Genomic DNA, 22,527 nt, shown 5'->3' on the forward strand with positions numbered 1-22,527 from the left:
GTCGACCGGTGCGCCACCACGCTGGGTGGCGCTTCCGTCACACCCGTTCTACGCCCTCCGCATGCTCCTGCCATGGGCCGTCTGCACCATTGCGTGCATCGATCTCGTGACGGTCGCTGTCACACCATGACGGTGCCACCATCCGTCCTGGAGCGGGTGGACCCCCGATCGGAACGAACGGGCACCATGGGGCGTGCTCGACATCACGGCTGACGGTGGCGTGGTCATCGACGTCCACGTGCAGCCCGGCGGCTCCCGTGACGAGGTCGTCGGCCGCCACGGCGACGCCCTGAAGGTGAAGGTGTCGGCCCCGCCGGAGGGTGGGAAGGCGAACGTCGCGGTGTGCCGCCTGCTGGCGGACGCGTTCGACGTGCCGGTCTCGTCGGTGGCCGTGACGTCGGGGGCGAAGAGCCGTCGCAAGCGCGTCCGGATCGACGACCTGGATCCGGCCGTTGCCGCGAGCCGCCTGGAGCAGCTGCTCGGCTGATCAGCCGGCGGCGAACGACAGCGGCAGGTGGGTGGGTCCGCCGATGCCGGTGCTGGTCCGCCACGCCGGTTCGCCGTGGAGGCGGAGGTCCGGCATCGAGGTGGCGAGCACGAGCAGCGCCTCCTCCATCTCGGCCTTCGCCAGGTTGGCGCCGAGGCAGTAGTGCGGACCGCCACCGAAGGTGAGGTGCGGCTCGCGCTCGGCCGTGATGTCGAAGCGCATCGGGTCGTCGAAGTGCCGGGGGTCGCGGTTGGCCGAGGCCAGGGACAGGAAGACGATGGTCCCGGCCGGGATGCACCACCCCTCCACCTCGACGTCCTCCAGCGTCACCCGGGGGATGCCCGGCACCGCGCCGAACAGCCGCATGGTCTCGTTGACCGCTGCCGGTGTCAGCTCCGGCCTGGTGCGGAGCAGCTCCCACTGGTCGGGGTGCTCGCAGAACGTGTGCATGGCCAGGCCGAGCTGGTTGCGGGTGGTGTCGACGCCGGCGAACAACAGGCCGCCGACCATCGACAGCAGCTCGTCATTGCTCAACCGGTCACCGTCCTCGGAGGCCTGCACGAGGCTGGTGAGCAGGTCGTCCCGGGGGTTCCGCCGGCGCTCCTCGACCAGGTCGGTGACGTAGTCCCCGAGCGCCTGGACCGCGTGGACGACCTCGTCCAGGTGGGCGGACAGCTCGAGGGAGAGCATGTAGGTGATCGACTCGGCCCACGTCCCGAACTGCTCGTGGTCCTCGTCGGGGACACCGAGCACGCTGCAGATGACCCGCACCGGGTAGTGGTCGGCCAGCTCGGAGACGAACTCGCACCGACCTCTGCCGCCGGCGTCCACCGCGAAGCCGTTGACGAGCGCCTGCACGAGCGAGCGCATCAGGGGTCGGTGCCGGTTGGCGGCGCTCGGCGTGAACGAACGGCTCACCAGGCGGCGCAAGCGGGTGTGGTCGTCACCGTCGACGGCGATGACCGAGGACTCCAGCAGCCCACCGACGGGTCCATCGCCGGCCCCCTGCAGGCGGACGAGGTGGGGGATCGAGCTGATCAGACGCCGGTCACCGAGCAGCCGGTGGATCGCGTCCCGCCGGAGCACCGCCGCGCCCAACGGCGTCCGGGCGACGGCGGTCTCCTCGCGGAGCGCCGCGTAGATCGGTTCCGGGTCGGCGTCGAGATCGGGGTCGAAGATGTCGAGGAACGGCGCCTCGGCGAGGTCGGGCACGGGACCACCTCCTGACCAGCCTCCGCGGCCGCCCCAGTGCCGGCCCGGACATCGCCGGTCGTTTCGCGCACTTTACGACGGTACTGACAGCGTGGCGACCGCACATGTGTCACACGCCGTTCCGCGGACGCGCTCAGCTCTTCGGCGTGCGAACGCGCCCGCCGCGCTCGACCAGGCCGACCACGAGCTCCCACCGGCCGTTGTCCGCCGCCGTGTCGAGCAGCTCGGTCGCCTGCTCGGCGTCCACCTCGTCGAGTAGGTCCATGTCACCTCGCATCGCCCGCTCGCGGGGTGAGCCGCCGTCGAGCCGGCCGGGCTGCCAGCGCCACAGGTCGCGCAGCAGCGAGATCTCGGCGCCGTGGTGGATGAACTCGTCGAGCATGTGCAGCACGTAGGACGTCCGCGTCCGCTCGCCGTACTCGCCGCCGACGGGACCGATCGGCTGGGTGAGCTGCTCCTCGCTCACCAGGTGGAGGTGCGCGTCGCAGCGGGCGTGGGCCAGTTCGAGCATGGCGACGGCGTCCGCGGCGCTGGCGCACCGACCAGCAACCAGGCGCCGGCTCCCAGAAGTACTCCTCGTCGGTGAGGCCGCCGAGGCGCTCCCGCGTGCGCTCCCACACCTCGTCGGACAGCAACACCAGCTCCGTCTTCCCGGGCACGACGCGCACGGTACGCCCTCGACGTCGTCACCGGTCAGGGGTTCAGACCTCGTCCTCGCGGTCCTGCTCGTCGTCCCGCAGCAGCCCATGCAGGCCGTAGGCCGCGGGGATCCCGACGAAGATGGCCACGATCGTGAGCGACACGACGAGCCGCGTCGGACTCGAACCGTCCGCCAGCCACACCACCAGCAGGCGGGCTCCCACCACGAGGGCGAGCAGGACGGCGAAGCCGACGACGAGCTGGACGGTGCTCATCTCCTCGCGCCGGCGGCGAGCCATGCTCAGCCGTCCTGGGAGGCGACGATGTTCCCGGCTGGGTCGAGCAGGAACGCGGTGTCGCCCGAGTTGTTCCACACCGCCGAGCCCTGGTTGCACCAGTGGAGGTCGGTGGCCGAGTCCGACCCGCAGCCCGTGCGGACGGTGACGCTCGTGCCGGGCTCGAGCGAGAAGCCGCCCGGGAACGAGAACCGGTGCGTGGCCGAGGTGTCCTTCAGCACCCAGCCGGTGAGGTCCACCGCCGAGCCGCTCCGGTTGGCGATCCGCACCCACTCGTCGTTCAGGTTCTCGTTGTCGTCCCCGTCGGCGTCGAAGCGGATGGCATCGATGACGACGTCGGCCCCGGACGTCCCCGATCCGCAGGCGTTCGTCGCCCACATGCCGACCCCGTCGTCCTCCGCCGACCGCTGGGCGGCGGCGTACGCCTCGGACCGGCCCGTGTCCGGCGGGTACTCGCGGGCGAGGGCGTGCCCGGACCGAACCAGCTCGGCACCGACGTCGACACCCGCGACCTCGACGTGGCGCAGCAGCCGCCCGTACTGGTCCCGGTCCGTCCGGTCCACGACGAGCTCCACGGTCTGACCGGCGACGAGGTCCTGCAACCGACCGGTCGCCTCGTCGGACAGGCACTCGCCCCGCTCGGGCGTGTTGATGCCGATGAGCCGGACGGACTCCTGCTGGCCGGCCACCTCGACGCGGATCGTGTCGCCGTCGACGACCTCGACCACTCGCGCGCCATCACCAGCGGGCGTCGGCGGATCCGTCCCGGGAGATGCCGACGTCGTGGTCGTCGACTCCGAGGTGGACGAGGACGCCCCGGTCTCGGGTTCGGAGGTGGTGGTGCCGCAGCCCGCGAGCGCGAGCAGGGAAACGAGGACGGTGACGGGGAAGCGCATGGCGGTCGTCCCCGTCGTACCAGAGCGCCGTGACGCGCTCGGCGATCGCAACGGTCGAGGGAGGTACCGTCCGCCCGATGGCGGTGACTTCGAGGTGGTTCCGACGTTCCTGCGCGCTGGCGGTGCTTGCGGTGTCGCTCGGCGCCTGCGGAGACGACGACACGGAGACGGCGGCCACCGGCGACGAGCCGGCGTCGTCGGTCACGGCGCCGGAGACCTCGTCGCCCGACACGACCGACGCTGCGGGTGCGAGCCCGCTCGACCCGACGGACCTGGAGTTCCGGCCCGTGCTCCAGCTGCTCCCGCCCGGTGGCAGCGGCGACGGGTGCGCCACGCCCGAGGACGACTGGGCCGCCGAGCAACCCGTTCTGGCTCCGCAGCTCGAAGATGGCCAGGAGGTTGCCTGCTTCGAGCTCGGTCCGGGCGAGGCCGACGGAGCTGTCGTCGAGTCCGCTGCCGCGCAGGAGGACGGTCTCGGCAACTGGATGATCTCGTTGGTGCTGACCAGCGACGGCATCGCCACCTTCAACGAGAGCACCCGGGCCTGCTTCGACGGTGCCCCCACGTGCCCGACCCGTCAGCTGGCGATCCTCGTCGACCGTGCGGTCATCAGCGCCCCGTCGATCAACGCACCGGAGTTCGAGCGCGACCAGATCTCGATCTCCGGTGGCTTCACGCAGGACGAGGCCGAAGCGCTGGCTGCGGGACTCGGCTGAGCCAAGTGCCGGCGGTCGGTCGCCGTCAGGGCAGGTCGAGGATCACTGCGATCACATCTCGGATCTGCGCGAGGGCGACCGTGCCGACGTTTCCCCGCACCTCCGACACGCGCCCAGGTGACACCGCCCGGAGGTGCTGGCACTGAGCTGCTGATCGATGCTGCAGTCCGTTGCCCGCATCTGGTTCGAGCACGACCTCGGAATGGAAGCCCCGCAGCGTGGTCGTGACTGGCACGACGTGGACCACAGATGGGGCGGCATCGAGGATCCGTTGTGCGGTGACCAGCACGGCGGGATGTCGGAAGCCGGCCTCCCGTCCCTCCGGCGTCCCGAGCTCGAGGTCGACGACGTCACCCGAGGTCCGCATCGAGCCAACCGGTCTCATCATCACGGAGCGGCTCGGCCAGCTGCGCACCGACACGGTCTTGCCGCAACGCCCGAACGGCGAGCGTCACCGTGTTCCCGACCGTCGTGTGGAGCTCGGCGGCCAGCCGCTTGAGCTCCTCGTGCGTGGCGGAGTCGATCCGGACGCTCGTGCTGTGCATGCAGATCAGCATACGGCCCGCCTAGGCCATGTCGACCCCAGGACGTCGGCGATGGCGTCTGGACCACGGGCCGCGCTGAACTGCGCGGCGACGACGTCGACGTCCGGCCCGACCGGCGCTCCGAAGAGGAACGCGGGCTCACCGCCGACGGGCACCTCCCAGCCCACCATCGGTCCGAACGGCAGCACGAGCGAGCCCCCGATTCTCGGTGCTGGGAGGATCCGGCCGTCGTCGAGGGTGATCTGCCCAGCCGTGCTGCTTGTGCCGACGACGAGTCGTGCGCCCGCCCAGGATTCCTCCAGCTCTCGGTCCGCATCGGGCAGCAGGCCACCCCGGCTGGCGAGGTGGTCCTCCAGTACGCCTCCGGCGAACCAGGTGACGGCACGGAGGAACGGCTGGGCGAGCTCGCCACCGTCCACCCACCACTCATCGTCCTCGAGGAGGCCGGCGCGCTTGGCGAGCCGGTGGGTGAAGCGCAAGCGCCGGAAGGCGTGCTGGTCCAGCCGGGTCGCCAGCAGCTGCGCGCGCTCCTCGTCAGTGGGGGTGCGGGGCTGCGGATCGCCGTGGCAGCGCTTGAACTTCTGTCCGGAGCCGCATGGGCACGGGTCGTTCCGTCCGGCGGAGAACGATTGCTCGGGGTGGTCCAGGCGGTCCACCTGCCGGAGGAGCTCGCCGGGGGAGAGCCACCCTCGCTGCTGGTGCTGGCGAGCGGTCGCGATGTCCCCCTGATCGATCGCCACGTCCGCAGCGATGGAGCACAGCGCCGGATCACAGGAGTCGTCGATCGCTCCGAGACGGATGAGATCGGGGAGCAGGTCGACCCGGTCGAGCGTGCCGGCGGCGAGCAATGCCAGACGTGCGGGTCCGGTGGCGTGCGCTGGGCGGCACCGGTCGAGCAGGCCCTGCGCCAAGCTGAGCACCGCTCGAGCGGCGGTCTCGTCAGGGTCGGGGCCGACCCCGAGCGTCCACACGGCCCCGGCGACACCCTCTCGGCCGAGCAACCGCGCCACCGAGGCGACCCGCTCGTCCTGCACCGGCCGCGCGTCGGTGGAGTGGAACCAGTTGCCCGGACCGAAGAGCTCGTCCACGAGGCGTTCGACCTGGGTGGTGAACGCCGGGTCGACTCCGGCGGCGTCGAGCACCGATGCCCGACCCCGCCGGCCCCGCTCGGCCTCCACTGCGTCCCAGTCGTAGCCGGCAGCCGCCAGCTCGTCGCCTCGGGCCGACCAGCCGGTGAGCTCGAGGAGCCCGGAGAGCGGCGCTCCGAGATCGGAGCCGAATCCTCCGGCGTCGACCGCTGCCACGCCCATCAGGCGGTACACGTCGGTCGGAAGCGAGAGCTCGTCCCGTGCATGACGGAGTGCGGACACGATGTGCGCTGACGCCTCGGCTGGCTCGACCCCTTCGACAGTGATCTGGTCGCCATGACGGCTGATGGCGATCTGGTCGCCGGCACGAGCACCGCCGAGCCAGCCGGGCGGCCCGTCGACCACGTGGACCTCACCTCGGCGGCTCTCCGGACCGTCGACAGCGGTGCGGTACGTCGACTGGATTGACGAACCGTCCGGGAAGCGGAGGTCGTCGATGCCGTCGAACACGACGGCGAGGTCGGTGCCCACCTCCACGCGCTCGTTGTCCGCCTCGGCTTCGGTGAGGACGTGTCGGAACCGGAGTCCGTCCAGGACCGTCGCCGAGCGGGCGACGTTTCCTCGGGGCGTGACGATCACGGCGTTGGTGAACCATTCGAGGTACATCCCGATGACGGCGGAGGCATCGGCTCGGGGGAGGCGGAGCCGGCCGGAGAAGGGCGCAGCGACCTCCTCGACCGCGCGCACAGCGTCGCCGATGACGTCGAGCACGTCCGGGTGGATCACCTCCCGGACGATGCGGGCGATCTCGTCGTCAGCCACGCTGCCGCTGGAGCGCCACTCGTCGATCATCCAGGGCAGGTGCTCGAGCTCCTCGTCGATGGGATCCCACCGTCCGAGGCGGTCGAAGGCGGCGTTGACCCGTTCCACGTCGATCTCCTCACCGGAGGTCATCGGCTCCAGCACGTGCTCGCCCAGAACGTCGTTGATCTGCTCGAGCACCTCGTCTCGGTCATGGCCCTCGTCGAGGAGCCGCAGGACGGCCTGCCAAGCGCCGGCGGTGTCTCGAAGCACGGCGTAGGCGAAGAAGGCGCGCAGGTCGACGAATGTCGACAGCGCACGCGCCTCCGCCTCGTTGGCGGCGGTGGGGAGTCGCAGCTCGAGCGACACGAGCTCCCGAATGGCGTCGTGGTCTCCGACGTCTGGAGCGTCGGTCGTCGTGCCACCCGGGCAGTAGGTGGTCGGGAACAGGAAGGCGAGACGATCCGCCAGGTCGGAGGGAGCCATGGTGCTCAGCTTTCGATCGGACCTTGGGGAAGCGATGTCCCGAGTGCCTGACGGCGTGTTGCCGAGTGTATGCAGCCCCTCCGACGGTCACCATCGAACAGGGGACCGCATCGCCGCCGCCGATCTGATGCGCTGCTTCCTCCACGGGGCGGCCGAGCCGGCGAGGTGAGGGATGGGCGCGGCGGTCAGCCGCCGGGGCGCATGCGGGTCTGCGCCTCCCTGAACGTCGTGTCGACGGCGGCGACGAACGAGCGGGCGACCTCCCTGGCGTCGGCCCGGACGGCTTCGTCCTCGTAGGCATCGGACATGGCCTCGGCGGTCTCCTCGAGCACCGCGGTCACCCGGTCGAGGCCGCACTTCTCGCGGACATCGTCGTCGGAGAGCTCCTCCTCGGCGTGCAGCTTCAGCTTCAGGAGGAGGGCGGAGAGGTTGTCGCCGACCTCGCCCCATGCGGTTCGGGTGTCAGTCATGGGTCCACGGTGCGCTCCGCCCGGCGCAGGTGGAAGGGTCCTTCGTCCCTGGACGTGGGCGGAAGACCTCGCCGGTCAGGTGGCGCCCGCGATCTGGTGATCGGCGAACCGGGGCGCGCCGGGCTCGAGCGGCACGCCGATGCCCCGCGCCACGAAGCTGATGGCGTGGTACCAGCCGGTGAGCAGGAGCAGGTCGAGCACCTGGGCGTCGTCGAGGCCGGCCCGCAGGCGTGACCACAGCTCGTCGTCGATGTCGCTGCGGTCGTGGAGCGCGTCGACGGCATCGATGAGGGCCCGCTCGGTCGGGTCGGTCCAGCACGGGTCGCCGGAGTCGCCGTGGGTGAGGGAGCGGACCTGGTCCTCGCTGAACCCGACCCGTTCGGCGAAGAAGGCGACGTGGACACCCCACTCGTACTCGCACCCGCAGCGGGCGCAGGTGCGGTCGATGACGATCTCCCGCTGGCGCATGGTGAGCGACAGGTTCCGGCTGAGCTCGTAGCTGCCCCACCCCTGCATGGCGGTGGCCATGGCGGGGTTGCGGGCGAACGCGCGGAACAGGGCGATGGGCGGGACGCCCGGGGGCATCATCGGCTCGAGGACGGCGGCGACCTCGGGATCGAAGGGCGGCTCGAGCGGGGCGATCCGCGGCACACGCTGCTCGGTCTGCTGTTTCGTATTTCGCAACATGCGATCGAAGGTATCGTTGCGAGATCCGAAACGCAATGGAGCTCTCCTGCTGATGGCGACGAAGCCGACCCCACGCCCGGGTCGAGCGGTCCGGGGTTCGACCACCGGTCGCCCGCTGATGGCCGCGCTCGACCTGCTCGGCCGTCGGTGGAGCCTGCGCATCCTGTGGGAGCTGCGGGACGGGCCGCTCGGCGCGCGCCGGCTGCTGGCCGAGATCGACGGCCTCTCGTCGAGCGTGCTCTACGACCGGCTGCGCGAGCTGCAGGACGCCGCGCTGGTCGAGCAGGGCGACGACGACGCCTACCGGTTGAGCGAGATCGGGGAGTCGCTGGGCTCGGCGTTGCAGCCCCTCGACGGCTGGGCGCAGGACTGGTCCCGCCGGCTGGACTGAGCCGTCGCTCGAGCGCCGATCAGCGGATGGGCAGCCAGTCGGCGATGGCGCGCCCGATCTCGTTCGGGCTGTCCTCCTGGACGAAGTGGCTGCCGGCCACGGTCACCTCGGTCTGGTTCGGGAAGGCGCGCACCCGCTCGCGCTGCTCGCCGGTGAGCAGCGCGCCGGGTTCGGCGTTCACGAACAGCTTCGGGACGTCGGACGTGGACAGCCACTCGGTGTAGGCCTCGGCGATCTCGGTGACGTCGGCGGGCTCACCCTCGATCGGCAGCTCCCGCGGCCACTCCAGCGTCGGCCAGCGCTCGCCCTCGGCGATGAAGGGCCGCCGGTACTCGTCCATCTCCTCATCCGTCAGGTCCCGCAGCACGGCACCGGGCAGCACGCCTTCGACGAAGGCGTTGCCCTGCAGGATCAGCTCCTCGCCCGCGTCCGTGCGGAACGACTGGAAGAGCTCCCGCGCGCCTTCGGGGAACTGGTCCCAGCGCATGGGGAAGATGGCCTCCATGTAGGCGATGCCCGCCACCCGCTCCGGGTGCCGCCGGGCCCAGTCGAAGCCCAGCCCGGACCCCCAGTCGTGCACGACGAGCGTGATGCGATCGCCCGGGTACACCTCGTCCATCCAGGCGTCGAGGTACCGCCGGTGCACGCCGAAGCGGTACGAGCCTGAGCCCGGGTCCTCGAGCTTGGACGAGTCGCCCATGCCGAACAGGTCGGGGGCGAGGCAGCGGGCGTAGGGCTCGACGTGGGGGATCACGTTGCGCCACAGGTACGACGACGTCGGGTTCCCGTGCAGGAACACGACGGTCTCGCCGGTGCCCCGCTCGTGGTACGCCATCCGCTGTCCGTCGGCGATGACGAAGGACTTCTCCAGCGGGGTGGGATCGATGTCGGTCACGGCGCCTCCTCGGTGTCGGGTGCGCGTCGGAACCTACGTCTTCGATGGGCACGCCTGCCCTTGACGTTGCCCGGGCCCGCGGCCACGATGCGGGCCACACGCTCCGGGGGGAACCGAACATGACGCTGACCGAGTCCTACTGGCCGGGGACCGACGATCCCATCCTCGAGACGACCGTCGGCGGCGTGCTGCGGGCTGCCGCCGAGGCGACACCGGATGCGCCCGCGTTCACCGGTGGCGCGGCCGACCCCGCCGCTCGTCGCACCTGGACCTACGCCGAGCTCCTCGACGAGGCCGAGGCGGTCGCCCGTGCGCTGCTCGCTCGCTTCGACCGGGGCGACCACGTCGCGATCTGGGCCCACAACGTCCCCGAGTGGGTGCTGCTCGAGTACGGCATGGGCCTCGCCGGCATCGTGCTCGTCACCGTGAACCCGGCGCTGCGCCCCGAAGAGGTGAAGTACGTGCTGGAGCAGTCGAAGGCGCGCGGTGTCTTCGCCGTCGACGCCTTCCGGGACCAGTCGCCGACCAAGATCGCCGCCGACCTCCAGGCCGACCTCAGCGGCCTCGAGCACGTGATCTCCATCGATGCGTGGGACGAGTTCCTGGCCTCGGGCGATGCCACCACGGAGCTGCCGGACGTGGGTCCCGACGATGCCGCCCAGGTCCAGTACACGTCGGGCACCACGGGCTTCCCGAAGGGCGCCCGCCTCCACCACCGGGGCATCACCAACAACGCCCGGCTCACCCGAGCCGAGCTGGCCGATGGCCCCATGAGCTACGTCACGCCGATGCCGCTGTTCCACACGGGCGGATGCGTGCTCGGCGTGCTCGGCGCCGCGTCGGCGGGCGACCACCTCGTCCTGCTCGAGCAGTTCGATCCGGCCGTCCACCTCGAGCTGCTCGAGACCTACGCGGCCGTCGGCTCGGCGGGCGTGCCCACCATGCTCATCGCGCTCATCAACCACCCCGACTTCGCCTCGCGCGACATCTCGTCGCTGCGGTACCTCGTGTCCGGTGGCGCGATGGTCCCGCCGGATCTGGTGAACCACATCGAGTCGTCCCTCGGAGCGTCGTTCCAGATCGTCTACGGGCAGACCGAGCTGTCGCCGGTGTGCACGATGACGACGTCGGACGACACGATCGAGGACAAGGGGACGACGGTCGGCGCGCCGCTCGGTCCGGTGGAGATCAAGATCATCGACGTCGGGTCGGGGGCCACCGTCCCCTGCGGCGTCGAGGGCGAGATCTGCGTCCGCGGCTACCTGGTGATGCTCGACTACTTCGACATGCCGGACAAGACGGCCGAGACCATCGACGCCGATGGCTGGCTCCACACCGGCGACCTGGGGACGATGGACGACCGCGGCTACGTGGCCATCACCGGTCGCCTCAAGGACATGATCATCCGTGGCGGTGAGAACCTGTTCCCGGCCGAGATCGAGAACCGCCTCTACCAGCACCCGTCCGTGGCGCAGGTGGCCGTGGTCGGCGTCCCCGACGCCGAGTGGGGTGAGCAGGTCGGTGCCGTGGTGCAGCCGGCCGACCCGGCTGCCGGCATCGACGTCGCCGAGCTCCAGGCGTACTGCCGCGAGATCATGGCCGGCCAGAAGGTGCCGAGGCTCTGGTACGTGGCCGACGAGTACCCGATGACCGGCAGCGGCAAGATCCAGAAGTTCGCCCTGGTCGAGCAGATCGAGAAGGGGCTCCTCCGCCCGGTCCGCTGACGGCGCTCAGGACGCCAGGGCCCGCAGCCGACGTCTCGGATACCACGCCGAGCGCCGGCGGCTCAGCGGCCGACCGTCTGGTAGCCGAGGTCGAGGTGGTCCATCGCAGCACGGATGCCCGGTCCGTCGTCGCCTTCCCACACGTAGAGCGAGGCTCCGAGGTGCTCGGCTGCGGCGACGCACTCGGCCCCGAGCGTCGACACGCGGTGCGCTGCTGCGATCTCGGCCATGCGGTACGACAGTGCGCTCATGGGTACGATCGCGACGTCGTTCGGGAGGCTCAGGAGCTTCGAACCCAGAGCTCGACGGCGTTCGGGGCTCCAGCGACCGGTCAACGCCCCGCCCGGAGCTGCCACCACGCTCTTGGACAGCCGGTAGAGGTAGAGGTTCGTCGTGGCCGGTTCGTGCGCGGCGAGCACCTCAGCAAGACCCTCGGACACGTCATCGGCCAGGAGATCGCGCAGCAGGTGGTCGTCGAGGACGGCGCGCGTCATGTCGTGGCGAGGTCGGGATCGTCGCCGAGGGTGCGCGCGAACTCGGCGTGCTGATCCCGGGGCAGGAGATCCCCGAGCAGCTTGCGTCCCTCACCACTGGGGACCGTCAGCACGCCGAACCCGAGATCGATCACGTCGACGGGGCCGCCGTCGTCGAGGCTCCAGCGGTGCCGGGCGCCGGCGGGGAGGGACATCTGACCCGACGAGGACACGAGGTACGTCTGGATCTCCATGACCGCACGATACTTGGTGATGGCGGTATCTGCACCAAGTACGACTTGGCGTCCGGGTGCGGTCATGACGGCGAACCCGAATGCCTGACCCCGACAAGGGAGTCGACCGAGCACGGCCGTCCGAGCGCCCGCTGACGGTCGAAGCTGGTGTCGCAGTCGTCGAGCTGGTCGACACGGACCTGCAGCGCCCGCAGCGACGTGGTGCCCTGGCCGCACGCTCGGGCCACGGGGTGCCACTGGGCGAACCACTCCCCGAGGAGGTTGCGATGGTCGACGTGACCGAACGCGACCTCCACGCCGGGCAGCGCCATGCGCGCGCCGGAGCTCGCTGTCTCGCCATGCTCGATGCGATCGACGATGTCGCGCAGGAGGTCGTGGGCGTCCGTGGGGTCGACGCCGACGACGACGAGCTCGGGATGGTCGAGGCGCCACCGGAGGTCGACGGTGCAAATCCAAGGCACCTCGGCGGTGACGCCGACGGCGGCCCATCCGTGCTCGTCGATCATCCGGGCGTAGTGGTCGGCGACGGCAGCGTCGCTCAGACCGGCACAGCGCAGGCACATGGCGGATTCCCCCTTGCACGGCGAGAGCCGTGCGGTGGTCCAGGGACACCCCTTCGAGGCGTGGTGTCGAGCGCTGCATGACAGTCTCCACACGACCGCTGACAAGAACCTCCGTACGACGCCTACGCCCGCGACTCAGGATTTCTCCGGGTGACTGTCGATTCCGGCGAGCGCGTTCGTGGACAGGGTGAGCAACCTCTGCTCGCAGCTGACCTGAAGGAGAATGACCGCCATGCCTCAGTACCTGATCTCCGTCTGGCACGACGACGACTACGCCGACAACGACTGGTCCGATCCCGACATCCAGCGCCTCGGCCAGCAGGTCGGTGCGCTCAACGAAGAGATGGAGCGCACCGGGACCTGGGTGTTCGGTGCCGGTCTGCAGCCGCAGTCCACCGCCACCGTGGTGCGTTCCGCCGGCGGCGACGTCTCGATGACCGACGGCCCCTACGCCGAGACCAAGGAGCAGATGGGCGGCTTCTGGGTCATCGAGGTTCCCGACCTCGACGTGGCGCTCGAGTGGGCCGGCAAGTGTGCCGCTGCCTGTGAGGGCCCGGTGGAGCTCCGCCCGATGCAGGTGGATGGCTGAGTCCCTCGAGGAGGTCTTCCGGAGGGAGTCCGGCCGCTGCACCGCGACCTTGATCCGCGTCCTCGGCGACCTCGATCTCGCCGAGGACGCGGTCGCGGAGGCGTTCGCGATCGCCGCGGCGCGGTGGCCGGCCGACGGCATGCCACCGAACCCCGGAGGCTGGATCACGACCACCGCCCGCAACCGGGCCATCGACCGGCTGCGACGGGAGTCGGCCCGGGACGACCGCCACCTCGCTGCGCACCGACTGCACGCCGCCGACATGGAACCCGACCCCGACCCCGACCCCGAGCTCGGCGACCTCGATGAGCTCGTCGACGTCGTCCCCGACGACCAGCTGCGGATGATGTTCCTGTGCTGCCACCCCGCCCTCGCCGCGGATGCGCAGGTCGCGCTCACCCTGCGGCTCCTCGGCGGCCTCGGCACCCCCGAGATCGCCCGCGCATTCCTCGTCCCGGAGGCGACGATGGCCCAACGCATCGTCCGGGCCAAGCGCAAGCTCCGCGACAACCACGCCCCCTACCGCGTCCCCGGCGACGCCGAGCTGCCCGACCGGCTACAGGCCGTGCTGGCCGCGGTGTACCTGATCTTCACCGAAGGCCACACCGCGACCTCCGGTCCGGACCTGACCCGCGCCGACCTGGCCGGCGAGGCCATCCGTCTGGGCCGGGTGCTGGTCGAGCTCATGCCGGACGAGCCGGAGGCGGTGGGCCTGCTGGCGCTGATGCTGCTGACCGAAGCCCGCCGCCCAGCACGGACGGCGGCCGACGGCACGATGGTCCGCCTCGCCGATCAGGACCGCGCGCGGTGGAGCAGCGACCTCATCGCCGAGGGCCACTCCTTGGTGCGGGCCTGCCTGCGCCGCAACGCGCCCGGCCCGTTCCAGATCCAGGCCGCCATCGCCGCCGTCCACGCCGACGCCGCGTCGGCTGAGGCGACGGACTGGTCCCAGATCGTCGCGCTGTACGACCAGCTGTTCGTACTGCGCCCCGATCCCATCGTGGCGCTCAACCGGGCCATCGCCATGGCCGAGCTGCACGGCCCGGCCGTCGGACTCGAGATGGTGGAGGCGCTCGATGCCGAGGCGATGACCGGCTACCAGCCGTTCCATGCCGCACGGGCCGACCTCCTGTCGCGCGCCGGCCACCGCCACGATGCGGTCGCCGCCTACGACCGGGCGATCGAGCTCACGGACAACCCGACCGAGCGTGCCTTCCTCGAGGCCCAGCGCGAGCGCCGACAATCGGAAGCGGGGTAGCTGACGTGGGGCCGTGGAACATCAGGCCAGCGCGGTCAGCGCAGCCAACACGCCGGTAGCGGCGGCGATGGCGCCCCCGAGCCAGAGCGTTTGCTGATGGAGTCGCTCAGCCATCTCCGTCCGCAGCTCGGCGAGCTCGGCGCGCAGGAACTGCCTGGTGACCAGCTCGTCTGCTTCGACGGAGGGAAACTCGGACATGAGGGCGTTTGCATCGTCCTCGCCGAGGAGCGGGACAAACTTGTCGTAGAGAGATGAACGACGCCGGGCGTCGAGGGCCATGGTGACGGAGATCCTTCGAGGTGAGAAGGTCACGGACCCTCTGGCCCGGGCGGTTGTGCGGGAACCGGGCGGCATCAGGCCAGTCGCGCTCGTCACCGCGGTGCAGGGCGAGCTCGTCGGGTGCGACCGAGAACAGGTCGACCTGCCCCGAGTGCTCCTCCGGTCGCCGTCCCACCACGAGCCAGAGCGTACGAGCGTGGGCGGTCGCCGGAGTCACCCGCGCTCTGGACGAGCTCGACGTGGCTCGCGCACGTACGACGCGGCGCGCTCGGTCAGTCTCGGCCGAGCATCCTGCGCACTCGGAAGAGCTTGCGCTGGGCGTCCGAGCGTCGGACCGGATCAGTGATGCGTCCGAGCCGGACACCGGCAAGCAGGTACGGCAGGTCCTCTGTCCGGTCCTCGACCGCGACGATCTCGCTGACCTGGAAGCGCCCCTCGACCGAGCGGACGACGATCCGGTGCTCAGGCTCTCCGTCGACGATCACCACGATCTTCCCGCAGTCGGTCAGATCGCCGGTCTTGCCGAAGTCACGCAGCGGCGTGGGAGAGATGGCTCCGCCGTCGAGCAGCTTGAGCAGCCGGAAGACCTCTCGGAGCATGACCGGGCTCCGTTCGTTCAGCGCTCGCAGGTCCGCCCTCGCCTCCTCGAGGAAGAGGACCCGTTGATAGGGCCCAGGCGCCTCGCTCACAGCTGGTCGAGGTCGATCCCGAACTCGGCGGCAGCATCGGCGAGCGATGTGCGGACCCCGGAGTCGGATGCGTCACGCTCGCGGATGCGCTCGGCGATCGCGATGTCTTCGGCCACGTCCAGCAGGAGCTGGAAGGTCTCGAACGGGACCACGACGGCTTCCGGCTTGCGGTGGTCGCCGAACACGACCGGTTCTGCGTCCAAACCATCTCTCCGGAAGCGGTCGACGTGCTTGGTCAGATCACGGCGCGCCGCGCTGATGGTCTCGATCATGGGTCGTGTCCTCTCGGATGTGTACAGATAGGTGTACAGGCTCTCGGTGCCCGCCCGCAACCTGTCGTGGGTGACTCGTGGCGCCGACGAAGGCGTCGTAGATCGAGATCGAGCGCCCGAGCTCATCGAGCTGAGCGCCCGTGTCGAGAGCCGGCTCGCCGGAGGAACACCGCCGAGGCCGTGCGGCCGACCACCGTCCCGTGGCCCCCGCTGGCCCCGAAGATCTGGACGGTTCGAACCTGTTCATCCACGGCGTCCACGAGCTCCTCACACCCGATGATGTCGTAGCCCTGATCGCTCATCGACTGGTAGACGACATCCCAGTACGCATCGACGTCCATGTCGGGACGTTCCACGATCCGGGCGGTCGTGGTGGCTCGATGCGACGTCATCCCAGCGAAGCCACGGTCGCACCCGCAGCCCGGAGTACGACAGCCGAGCGGCGGGATGAACACGAGCTCTCCGTCGATCGTCCAGACGTACTCGTCGTCGCGCTCGCCCTGGGTCTCCTTCGTTGCTTCCAGCACGTACATGGGTCGTCCCTTCATGTGTCATCGGAGGGGAAGTGGGACGAGTGTGCCGACGGGCTACGACAGGAATTCGGCCGGCCGTTGATCGGAGTCGGTCGAGGAACTGACGATTGTCACGGCTCACCACGTCGACGTGACCCTGGGCGTCGCAGTGGGGCGGTCGTACGGTCCGAGGCGGATCACGCGGGGTGCTCTCACCCCACCCGGCAGACGGAAGGGGAAGGCGCATGTCGACCCGGACCCGGACCGCCGCCACGATCCCGCTGCTCGCCGGCGGGGCGCTCATCGCCGGCACGCTCGCCGGGGCGCCGGTGCTTCGGCGGCGGTACAACCGTTGGGGTGCCACCGACGAGGAGCTCGCCCGCCCCATGCCGGGCGACGAGCTCGTCGTGGACCCGAAGCTGACCTACACCCGTGCGATCACCATCGACGCCCCACGTGAGGACGTGTGGCCGTGGTTGGTGCAGTACGGCCAGGGCCGTGGCGGCTTCTACAGCTACGACGCGGTCGAGAACCTGATCGGCTGCGACATCCACAGCACCGACGAGATCCTCCCCGAGCACCAGCACCTCGCCGTCGGCGACCTGATCCGCTCAGGTGGGAAGGACACGTTCCCGTGCTGGATCGTCATGCGGGTCGACCCGCCGAGCACGCTGGTCCTGCAGGGTGCCGGCACGCCGGCCGAGGTCGATGTCCCCGAGATCGTCGACGAGGTCCCCGATCGCGGCTACGTCGCCTCCACCTGGCAGTGGCTCCTCGAGCCGCTCGACGACGGTCGCCGCACCCGATTGATCGTCCGCCAGCGCTTGACCTACAGCCCGAACCAGTCCGTGCTGTGGCACGTGATCGAGCCGTTGAACTTCGTCATGGAGCGCAAGATGCTCCTCGGCATCAAGGCGCGCGCCGAAGCCGTGTGACCGGTCAGCGGATCGGCTCGAGGGCGGCGGCGACGTCGGGATCGAAGGGGGCGGCGCTGCAGCCGCTCGGCATCCGGGCAGGGAGTGCTGCCGCCGGCGGCGAACTGGCATCGGTGCAGGACCTGAACCCTCGACGCTGGCCTCGACCCATCGTGTCGGTGCTGTGCGTCGTGCTCGCCGTTGGCGCACTGGCGCTGCTCAAGGTGGCGATCTCCGATGTGGCCGACGCCCGCGAGCGCGAGCGGGAGATGATCGCCAACGCGGTGACGACGTCGGCCCGGATCGTGTCGGAGGAGCCGAGCTGCAGGCGCAGCGCACCGGCCCGCTTCGGGGGTGCCGGACGCTGCGAGGTCCGTGTCGAGTTCGAGGTGCCGGACGAGCAGGTGCCGGTGCGGACCAACGTCGGCGGGACCGGTCGGCAGGGGGACACGGTGACGGTCACCTACCAGGCCGATCGCCCCTACCGGGTGCTGCGGGGCACGAGCCTCGGGAACCGGATCCCCGGCGAGGCGTACACGGGCGTGGTCCTGTCGTTGGGGCTGCTCGCACTGGCCGTCACCGCGCTACGTCCGCTACCCGACCCGGAGGACGAGACCGAGCTCCACCGCACCCGATCCGTCGTGGCCGTGCCTCTTCTGTTCGCACTGACGATGGCCGCCGTCCCGGTCCTGACCGGCCTCGCCTGGGGGATCGCCCTGGTGGTCGGCCTGCCCCTCCTGCTGGCCGAGCTCCACCGCTGGCACGACCGGCTGGTGATCGGGGTCGATGAGATCCGGCAGCGGCGCTGGTGGCGCGGCACGCAACGGCTGGTGCCCGATCAGCGCACGACGATCCGACCCGGCGCCAGCTGGCAGGCAGCCGGCGCCCTGGTCCTGGCCGGACCCGACCGCAGCATCACGCTGGTCCCCCGGGCCTGGCAGCACCCGGCCCGGGTGGCCGATCGTCTGCTTCGCGTCCTGCCGGCCGCCGGCGTCACCATCCCGGAGGGTGTGGCCGCCCAGCTCTGGGCGCTGCGGGACGGCCGCCGACGCTCAGTCGGCTGATCGGTACGACCCGCCTGCAACGATGGGCGGATGGGCTTCCTCGACCGGTTCCGCACCCCGAAGCAGCCGGTCGAGCCCGAGTCGGAGCCGGACCCCTGGGACGGATCGGGCGTCGACTGGGCCGCCGCGGGCGTGCCCGACGACCGCATCGAGATGGCAGCCGAGATCGCCTCGTCGCCGGACTTCGGTGTCGACGCCAGCACCGAGCCCGGCCGTCAGTGGAGCCTCGCTCTGTTCGACGACGTGCGTGGGGTCGTGGGTGACGATGCCATCGAGGCGCTGCCGTCGTGGCTCGAGGAGCAGCCCGCCATCGACGAGGTCGACCACGTCGACCGGGAGCTCATGGAAGTCCGCGGCGAGATCGATCGTGACACCCTCGCCCGGCTGGTCGTGACCCGGCTCGCCGTCACGGCCGACCCCGGTTACTGGGACGAGGATCCCGGCGACGAGGTGTAGCCCTCAGCGAATCGGCTCGGGCCCTCGCATGTAGATGTCGCGCCCAGCCGGGATGCGGTCGATCCCGACCACCTCCTTGCCGAACGGCGCCAGCGCCAGCAGCGCCAGCTTGAAGTTGGCCACGCCGAGCGGGATGCCAATGATCGTGAGGCACAGGGCTAGGCCGGTGACGACGTGCCCGATGGCGAGCCACCACCCGGCCAGCACCAGCCACAGCACGTTGCCGACGCAGCCGAGCGCCATGCTGGCGTCAGGATCGGTGACCACCACCCGCCCGAACGGCCACAGCGAGTACCCGGCGAGCTTGAAGGACTGCACGCCGAAGACGATCGGCATCATCGGCGTGTCGCAGCAACGTGGCGCTTCCGTCGGTGACATCCCGTCTCCTCGATCGGCCCGGTCCGCCCCGAGCGCTACGAGCAGGTACGCCCCTGCTGTGACCTGGCGGTGGTGGCGGGAGCTCGCTCCGGGACTGGTCGAGCAGGACACCCGGAGGCCGGATCGCCTGTGCCACGATGCGACCGTGCGGCGGAAGGCAGTGGCGGCGGTGTCGCGGCGTGAGCTCTTGGTGATGGTCGTTGTCGCGGGCGGCCTCTGGATGGTGCTGTCCGCCACGTGGGTCATGTTGCCGTTCCGCTTGCTGGTGACCCTCGTGCACGAAGCGAACCACGCCGTCGCGGCCGAGATCGTCGGCGGCGACGTCCACTACGTCATCGTGAACGAGCACGGGGGTGGCCTGACCGCGTGGGATTACGACGGGCAGCCGTCCGACACGGCCGTGCTGTTCGTCGCGTCCGCCGGCTACGTCGGTACCGCCGTCATAGGCGCACTGCTGATCGAAGGGGCCGCACGACTCCGTAGAGGTCGGGTGGCGGCGATCGCACTGGCGGCGACGATCGCTGCCATCGGACTCGCCTGGGTCCCGTGGCGCGTCGACCCGGGTCCGTTCGCCGCCGCCGGTACTGGCTCCGATTCAGGCGATGGGAGATTCACCGTCCTCGTCTGCTGCCTGGCGATCGCAGCGCTCGTCGGCATCGCGTTTCAGCCGAGCGTCCGCCTCCGCCGATTGTCGATCACCGCGCTGGCGACGACGCTGTGCCTGGCCGCCGTCGACGATCTCCGTGAGGTCCTCGACTGGTCATCGCGAGGCGGCCATTCGGATGCAGCGATCGCAGCCGAGTTCAGTCCGCTGTCGTCTTGGATGTGGGCGGGGGTCTGGTTGCTCGTCGGCCTGGGTGCGTGTGCGCTCGGACTGTGGTCGGCCCTTTCAGGCGACCGGTCCACGGATGGGTCGTCCGCCCCCAGCGAGCTCCCCCTGCTGAACGACCCGTCGGCCGATCCGAAGACCCGAATGCCCTGACCTCGAACTCGCGCATCAGCGTGCAGTAGGGGTCTGCGACCGGATCAGCTCCAGCGCGGATCGGGGGTGAGCAGGCCGCGGAGCACGGTGGCCAGGCCCGGCCCGAAGGAGTCGGGGATGGTCGGCCCGATCTGGACCGAGGCCATGGCGACGGCCACGACGACGGCGACGAGGCCGTCGGCGAGGTGCTCGGCCGGCAGGTCGGGGCGGATGCTGCCCGCCTCCTGGCCCTCGGCCAGGAGCTCGGCCACGGCTCGGCGCAGGACGGCGAAGGACTCGGTCTCGAGCACCCGCTCGGTCACGTCGGGCTCGAGGCCGGCGAGCAGGCGGCGGGCCAGCGGATACCGCTCGACGATGGCGAGCACCGTGTCCAGCAGGCGATCGGGCACCGCGCCCTCGGGCCCGAGCGAGGCCAGCTCGACGCCGAGCTCGTCGAAGAGCGAGGTGAGGTCGTCGTCGACGGCCGCGAAGAACAGGGCTTCCTTGTTCTCGAAGTGGACGAAGGCGGTGGTGCCGCCGACGCCGGCGTCACGGGAGATGTCGGCCACCGACGTCGCCCGGTAGCCGTCGCGGGCGAAGCGCTCGCGCGCCGCGTCGAGGAGGGCCTGGCGGGTCTTCGCGCCTCGCGTCGTCGTGCCGGCGATTGCCACCTTGCCAGCGTAGCTCCCAGCGGTCATGATGTGAGCGATTCAGCAATTCACTCAGTTACTCACATCGCGAGGCACGCCATGGCCATCACCACGACCGACCGCCAGACCAGCGATCCCGAGCGCGACTTCCCGGTGCGCCGCATCAGCTTCGAGGAGGTCATCGACGGGCTCGACGCCGACTTCGCCGCCCACGACGACGTGCTCATGTGCCACCTGGTGGCGGCGCTGTCGGGGCTGTTCCCCGACGGCGAGCAGATGTTCATCGACGCCGTGAAGCACTACCGCGACGAGGTCACCGACCCGGACCTGCGCCGCCAGGTGAACGCCTTCATCGGCCAGGAGGTCACCCACGGCCGAGAGCACCGCCGCCTGAACGAGCGTCTGGCCGAGCTCGGCTACCGCTCGAAGATGGTCGAGGAGAGCCTGCAGCGCGACGAGGTGATGACCCCGGGGATGATGCGGATCATCAAGGTCGCCACCCGCTTCGGCCCGCTGCGCGACGTCGGCCGGCAGATCCAGGAGGACGAGCGGTACGAGCCCGAGCCGATCATGCTGCTCGCGCTCACCGCCGCGCTCGAGCACTACACCGCGACCATGGCCGAGATGCTGCTCACCGAGCCCGAGCTGCAGCAGCGGTTCGCGGACCAGCGGTTCTTCCGGATGTGGGCGTGGCACGCCATCGAGGAGTGCGAGCACAAGGCGGTCGCCTTCGACGTCTACCGCGCCGTCGGCGGCGACGAAGCGACCCGGCGCAAGGCGATGCGCATGGCGACGCTGGCCCTCGCGTTCATCGCCGGCTACCACACGGTCGCCGGTGCGCTCCGGGACCGCCGCAGCTACCGGCGCGCTGCGCTGGTGCGGAGCGTGTGGCGCAACCGGAACAACCCGCTGTTCTCCCGCCGCCTCCGCCAGCGCCTGGCCGACTACCACCGGCCCGACTTCCACCCGCTCCAGCACGACACCACCGCGATCGAGGCGGCGTGGCGTCGCTGGCTGGACGACGACGGACCCCGCCCCGACGCCGCGGCCGCCTGACCTTCGGGGCGGCGTGCGCCGCGTCGGCCGAGATCCCCTTCACGCTCGCCTGGGGGACCTGCTGGACCGGCGTCGACGACCATGCACGTCCCGCCCGTGCATGGCCGCCATCCGGGGGTGATCAGGCGATGCGCCTCGCCAGGCGTCGCGTGGCGCTCCCGGGCCGGAACAGACCGCCGGCTCCGTCCACCGACTTGAGGTAGCGATCGTCCGAGGCGATGGCCTCGGCGCCGCGATCGATGCCGTCGGCGTCGTCGCTCATGCCCATCCAGCCGACCATGCCGTACTCCCCGTAGTCGACAGAGCCGAACAGCACCGTCTGGTGCGTGATCTCGGCATGCAGGTCGGCGATCTCCACGCTCCACTGGATCGCCTCGCCGATCTTGCCCTCGGCGGGTGCGGCGTTGGTGACCTCGGCGTAGGCGCCCACGTCGGGACGGGTGTACCCGCCACCGGCGACATGCTGCACCCGCATGAAGTGGTCCTCACCCGGCATCGCGATCCAGTCGCGCGCCTTCTCCGCCGCCTTCAGGTACGACTTGTCCTGGGCGAGCGCGTCGGAGGCTGCCCCGACGGCGGCCAGGCCGCTGACCTGCGTGCTCCACGCCATCGTCCCGAGCGGGCCGCCGAACAGCCCTTGCCAGAGCGAGACGTCGAGATCGGTCTTGTCGTTCACGAGCGCCGTCATCTCGACCGCCCAGGGCACGACCTCGTCCATCGGCCCCTGGAACGTGATCACGCGTTGGTAGATGTTCATCCTGTGTCCCTCCATCCGGTGGTCGAGTCGATCCCGGCCCCCGGAGCGAAGGTAGGAACCGAGCGCGAA

31 protein-coding genes are annotated in these 22,527 nt (G+C 70.6%); 11 read left to right on the forward strand and 20 right to left on the reverse strand.

Going from position 1 to position 22,527, the window contains the following annotated elements; all coding sequences use genetic code 11:
• Positions 1-193 precede the first annotated feature (193 nt).
• Positions 194-487, forward strand: a complete 294-nt coding sequence (locus tag RGQ06_RS07645; RefSeq protein ID WP_432427160.1) for a DUF167 domain-containing protein — start codon at positions 194-196, stop codon at positions 485-487.
• Here the strand turns inward: RGQ06_RS07645 and RGQ06_RS07650 are convergent, their stop codons facing one another.
• The 4 genes from RGQ06_RS07650 to RGQ06_RS07665 all read right to left on the reverse strand — a co-directional run bounded on the left by RGQ06_RS07650 (position 488) and on the right by RGQ06_RS07665 (position 3,530).
• Complete coding sequence (locus RGQ06_RS07650; protein WP_432427159.1) at positions 488-1,699, reverse strand: cytochrome P450; 1,212 nt, start codon at positions 1,697-1,699, stop codon at positions 488-490.
• 133 nt (positions 1,700-1,832) lie between these two features.
• Entirely contained in the window at positions 1,833-2,210 is a 378-nt protein-coding gene (locus tag RGQ06_RS07655) for a hypothetical protein (RefSeq protein ID WP_432427158.1), read from the reverse strand.
• Between the two features lie 190 nt (positions 2,211-2,400).
• Positions 2,401-2,637, reverse strand: a complete 237-nt coding sequence (locus tag RGQ06_RS07660; protein ID WP_432427157.1) for a hypothetical protein — start codon at positions 2,635-2,637, stop codon at positions 2,401-2,403.
• A 2-nt stretch (positions 2,638-2,639) separates the two neighbouring features.
• Positions 2,640-3,530 (reverse strand): lamin tail domain-containing protein, encoded by an 891-nt coding sequence (locus tag RGQ06_RS07665; RefSeq protein WP_432427156.1) that lies wholly within the window; start codon positions 3,528-3,530, stop codon positions 2,640-2,642.
• 77 nt (positions 3,531-3,607) lie between these two features.
• Between RGQ06_RS07665 and RGQ06_RS07670 the strand changes: the two genes are divergently transcribed.
• Positions 3,608-4,246: a SecDF P1 head subdomain-containing protein gene (locus RGQ06_RS07670; RefSeq protein WP_432427155.1), complete on the forward strand. Its 639-nt coding sequence runs from the start codon at positions 3,608-3,610 to the stop codon at positions 4,244-4,246.
• Positions 4,247-4,271: 25 nt separating this feature from the next.
• On the opposite strand, the gene RGQ06_RS07675 is transcribed toward RGQ06_RS07670, so the two are convergent.
• From RGQ06_RS07675 to RGQ06_RS07695, 5 genes are all read right to left on the reverse strand, one after another.
• Complete coding sequence (locus RGQ06_RS07675; protein WP_432430711.1) at positions 4,272-4,634, reverse strand: type II toxin-antitoxin system PemK/MazF family toxin; 363 nt, start codon at positions 4,632-4,634, stop codon at positions 4,272-4,274.
• Positions 4,597-4,791: a hypothetical protein gene (locus RGQ06_RS07680; RefSeq protein ID WP_432427153.1), complete on the reverse strand. Its 195-nt coding sequence runs from the start codon at positions 4,789-4,791 to the stop codon at positions 4,597-4,599. The genes RGQ06_RS07675 and RGQ06_RS07680 overlap by 38 nt, the downstream gene beginning before the upstream one ends.
• A 5-nt stretch (positions 4,792-4,796) precedes the next feature.
• Positions 4,797-7,166 (reverse strand): SEC-C metal-binding domain-containing protein, encoded by a 2,370-nt coding sequence (locus RGQ06_RS07685; RefSeq protein ID WP_432427152.1) that lies wholly within the window; start codon positions 7,164-7,166, stop codon positions 4,797-4,799.
• Between the two features lie 185 nt (positions 7,167-7,351).
• Entirely contained in the window at positions 7,352-7,636 is a 285-nt protein-coding gene (locus RGQ06_RS07690; protein ID WP_432427151.1) for a hypothetical protein, read from the reverse strand.
• 75 nt (positions 7,637-7,711) lie between these two features.
• A complete protein-coding gene (locus tag RGQ06_RS07695) occupies positions 7,712-8,287 on the reverse strand; it encodes a carboxymuconolactone decarboxylase family protein (protein ID WP_432427150.1) in 576 nt (191 codons plus the stop codon).
• Positions 8,288-8,375: 88 nt separating this feature from the next.
• On the opposite strand from RGQ06_RS07695, the gene RGQ06_RS07700 reads away from it, so the two are divergent.
• A complete protein-coding gene (locus tag RGQ06_RS07700) occupies positions 8,376-8,714 on the forward strand; it encodes a winged helix-turn-helix transcriptional regulator (protein WP_432427149.1) in 339 nt (112 codons plus the stop codon).
• Positions 8,715-8,733: 19 nt separating this feature from the next.
• On the opposite strand, the gene RGQ06_RS07705 is transcribed toward RGQ06_RS07700, so the two are convergent.
• A complete protein-coding gene (locus RGQ06_RS07705; RefSeq protein WP_432427710.1) occupies positions 8,734-9,600 on the reverse strand; it encodes a haloalkane dehalogenase in 867 nt (288 codons plus the stop codon).
• A gap of 128 nt (positions 9,601-9,728) precedes the next feature.
• On the opposite strand from RGQ06_RS07705, the gene RGQ06_RS07710 reads away from it, so the two are divergent.
• Entirely contained in the window at positions 9,729-11,333 is a 1,605-nt protein-coding gene (locus RGQ06_RS07710; protein WP_432427148.1) for an AMP-binding protein, read from the forward strand.
• A 62-nt stretch (positions 11,334-11,395) separates the two neighbouring features.
• Here the strand turns inward: RGQ06_RS07710 and RGQ06_RS07715 are convergent, their stop codons facing one another.
• The 3 genes from RGQ06_RS07715 to RGQ06_RS07725 form a co-directional block, all read right to left on the reverse strand.
• Positions 11,396-11,827, reverse strand: a complete 432-nt coding sequence (locus RGQ06_RS07715; RefSeq protein ID WP_432427147.1) for a hypothetical protein — start codon at positions 11,825-11,827, stop codon at positions 11,396-11,398.
• Positions 11,824-12,060: a hypothetical protein gene (locus tag RGQ06_RS07720; RefSeq protein WP_432427146.1), complete on the reverse strand. Its 237-nt coding sequence runs from the start codon at positions 12,058-12,060 to the stop codon at positions 11,824-11,826. The genes RGQ06_RS07715 and RGQ06_RS07720 overlap by 4 nt, the downstream gene beginning before the upstream one ends.
• A 62-nt stretch (positions 12,061-12,122) precedes the next feature.
• Positions 12,123-12,623 (reverse strand): DUF4262 domain-containing protein, encoded by a 501-nt coding sequence (locus RGQ06_RS07725; RefSeq protein ID WP_432427145.1) that lies wholly within the window; start codon positions 12,621-12,623, stop codon positions 12,123-12,125.
• Positions 12,624-12,855: 232 nt separating this feature from the next.
• Between RGQ06_RS07725 and RGQ06_RS07730 the strand changes: the two genes are divergently transcribed.
• Together RGQ06_RS07730 and RGQ06_RS07735 are read left to right on the forward strand one after the other, a co-directional pair.
• On the forward strand, positions 12,856-13,212 hold the full coding sequence (locus RGQ06_RS07730) for a YciI family protein (protein WP_432427144.1): 357 nt from the start codon (positions 12,856-12,858) through the stop codon (positions 13,210-13,212).
• Positions 13,205-14,470 carry an RNA polymerase sigma factor gene (locus tag RGQ06_RS07735; RefSeq protein ID WP_432427143.1) on the forward strand — a complete coding sequence of 422 codons (1,266 nt, stop codon included), beginning with the start codon at positions 13,205-13,207 and terminating at the stop codon, positions 14,468-14,470. The genes RGQ06_RS07730 and RGQ06_RS07735 overlap by 8 nt, the downstream gene beginning before the upstream one ends.
• 21 nt (positions 14,471-14,491) lie before the next feature.
• Here RGQ06_RS07735 and RGQ06_RS07740 read toward each other — a convergent pair whose 3' ends face one another.
• From RGQ06_RS07740 to RGQ06_RS07755, 4 genes are all read right to left on the reverse strand, one after another.
• Positions 14,492-14,749 (reverse strand): hypothetical protein, encoded by a 258-nt coding sequence (locus tag RGQ06_RS07740; RefSeq protein WP_432427142.1) that lies wholly within the window; start codon positions 14,747-14,749, stop codon positions 14,492-14,494.
• A 272-nt stretch (positions 14,750-15,021) separates the two neighbouring features.
• Positions 15,022-15,348, reverse strand: coding sequence for a hypothetical protein (locus tag RGQ06_RS07745; protein WP_432427141.1), 327 nt, complete (start codon positions 15,346-15,348; stop codon positions 15,022-15,024).
• Between the two features lie 86 nt (positions 15,349-15,434).
• Complete coding sequence (locus RGQ06_RS07750) at positions 15,435-15,710, reverse strand: hypothetical protein (protein WP_432427140.1); 276 nt, start codon at positions 15,708-15,710, stop codon at positions 15,435-15,437.
• A 122-nt stretch (positions 15,711-15,832) separates the two neighbouring features.
• Complete coding sequence (locus tag RGQ06_RS07755; RefSeq protein ID WP_432427139.1) at positions 15,833-16,258, reverse strand: DUF7715 family protein; 426 nt, start codon at positions 16,256-16,258, stop codon at positions 15,833-15,835.
• Between the two features lie 209 nt (positions 16,259-16,467).
• On the opposite strand from RGQ06_RS07755, the gene RGQ06_RS07760 reads away from it, so the two are divergent.
• The 3 genes from RGQ06_RS07760 to RGQ06_RS07770 all read left to right on the forward strand — a co-directional run bounded on the left by RGQ06_RS07760 (position 16,468) and on the right by RGQ06_RS07770 (position 18,656).
• Positions 16,468-17,157 carry a hypothetical protein gene (locus RGQ06_RS07760; protein ID WP_432427138.1) on the forward strand — a complete coding sequence of 230 codons (690 nt, stop codon included), beginning with the start codon at positions 16,468-16,470 and terminating at the stop codon, positions 17,155-17,157.
• 113 nt (positions 17,158-17,270) lie between these two features.
• The gene (locus RGQ06_RS07765; RefSeq protein WP_432430712.1) at positions 17,271-18,200 is read left to right on the forward strand and encodes a hypothetical protein; all 930 of its coding nucleotides are present in this window, start codon (positions 17,271-17,273) and stop codon (positions 18,198-18,200) included.
• Between the two features lie 30 nt (positions 18,201-18,230).
• Positions 18,231-18,656, forward strand: a complete 426-nt coding sequence (locus tag RGQ06_RS07770) for a hypothetical protein (RefSeq protein WP_432427136.1) — start codon at positions 18,231-18,233, stop codon at positions 18,654-18,656.
• A gap of 3 nt (positions 18,657-18,659) precedes the next feature.
• On the opposite strand, the gene RGQ06_RS07775 is transcribed toward RGQ06_RS07770, so the two are convergent.
• A complete protein-coding gene (locus RGQ06_RS07775; protein ID WP_432430713.1) occupies positions 18,660-19,034 on the reverse strand; it encodes a YccF domain-containing protein in 375 nt (124 codons plus the stop codon).
• Between the two features lie 160 nt (positions 19,035-19,194).
• On the opposite strand from RGQ06_RS07775, the gene RGQ06_RS07780 reads away from it, so the two are divergent.
• Positions 19,195-20,016: a M50 family metallopeptidase gene (locus RGQ06_RS07780; RefSeq protein WP_432430714.1), complete on the forward strand. Its 822-nt coding sequence runs from the start codon at positions 19,195-19,197 to the stop codon at positions 20,014-20,016.
• Positions 20,017-20,060: 44 nt separating this feature from the next.
• Here RGQ06_RS07780 and RGQ06_RS07785 read toward each other — a convergent pair whose 3' ends face one another.
• Positions 20,061-20,666 carry a TetR/AcrR family transcriptional regulator gene (locus tag RGQ06_RS07785; protein ID WP_432427134.1) on the reverse strand — a complete coding sequence of 202 codons (606 nt, stop codon included), beginning with the start codon at positions 20,664-20,666 and terminating at the stop codon, positions 20,061-20,063.
• A gap of 78 nt (positions 20,667-20,744) precedes the next feature.
• On the opposite strand from RGQ06_RS07785, the gene RGQ06_RS07790 reads away from it, so the two are divergent.
• Positions 20,745-21,701, forward strand: a complete 957-nt coding sequence (locus tag RGQ06_RS07790; RefSeq protein ID WP_432427133.1) for a metal-dependent hydrolase — start codon at positions 20,745-20,747, stop codon at positions 21,699-21,701.
• A 121-nt stretch (positions 21,702-21,822) separates the two neighbouring features.
• Here the strand turns inward: RGQ06_RS07790 and RGQ06_RS07795 are convergent, their stop codons facing one another.
• Positions 21,823-22,458: a hypothetical protein gene (locus RGQ06_RS07795; RefSeq protein ID WP_432427132.1), complete on the reverse strand. Its 636-nt coding sequence runs from the start codon at positions 22,456-22,458 to the stop codon at positions 21,823-21,825.
• Positions 22,459-22,527: the final 69 nt, after the last annotated feature.

The sequence above is a fragment of the Salinilacustrithrix flava genome, from assembly GCF_041228405.1.
GTDB classification, from domain to species: Bacteria; Actinomycetota; Acidimicrobiia; order Acidimicrobiales; family Salinilacustritrichaceae; genus Salinilacustrithrix; species Salinilacustrithrix flava.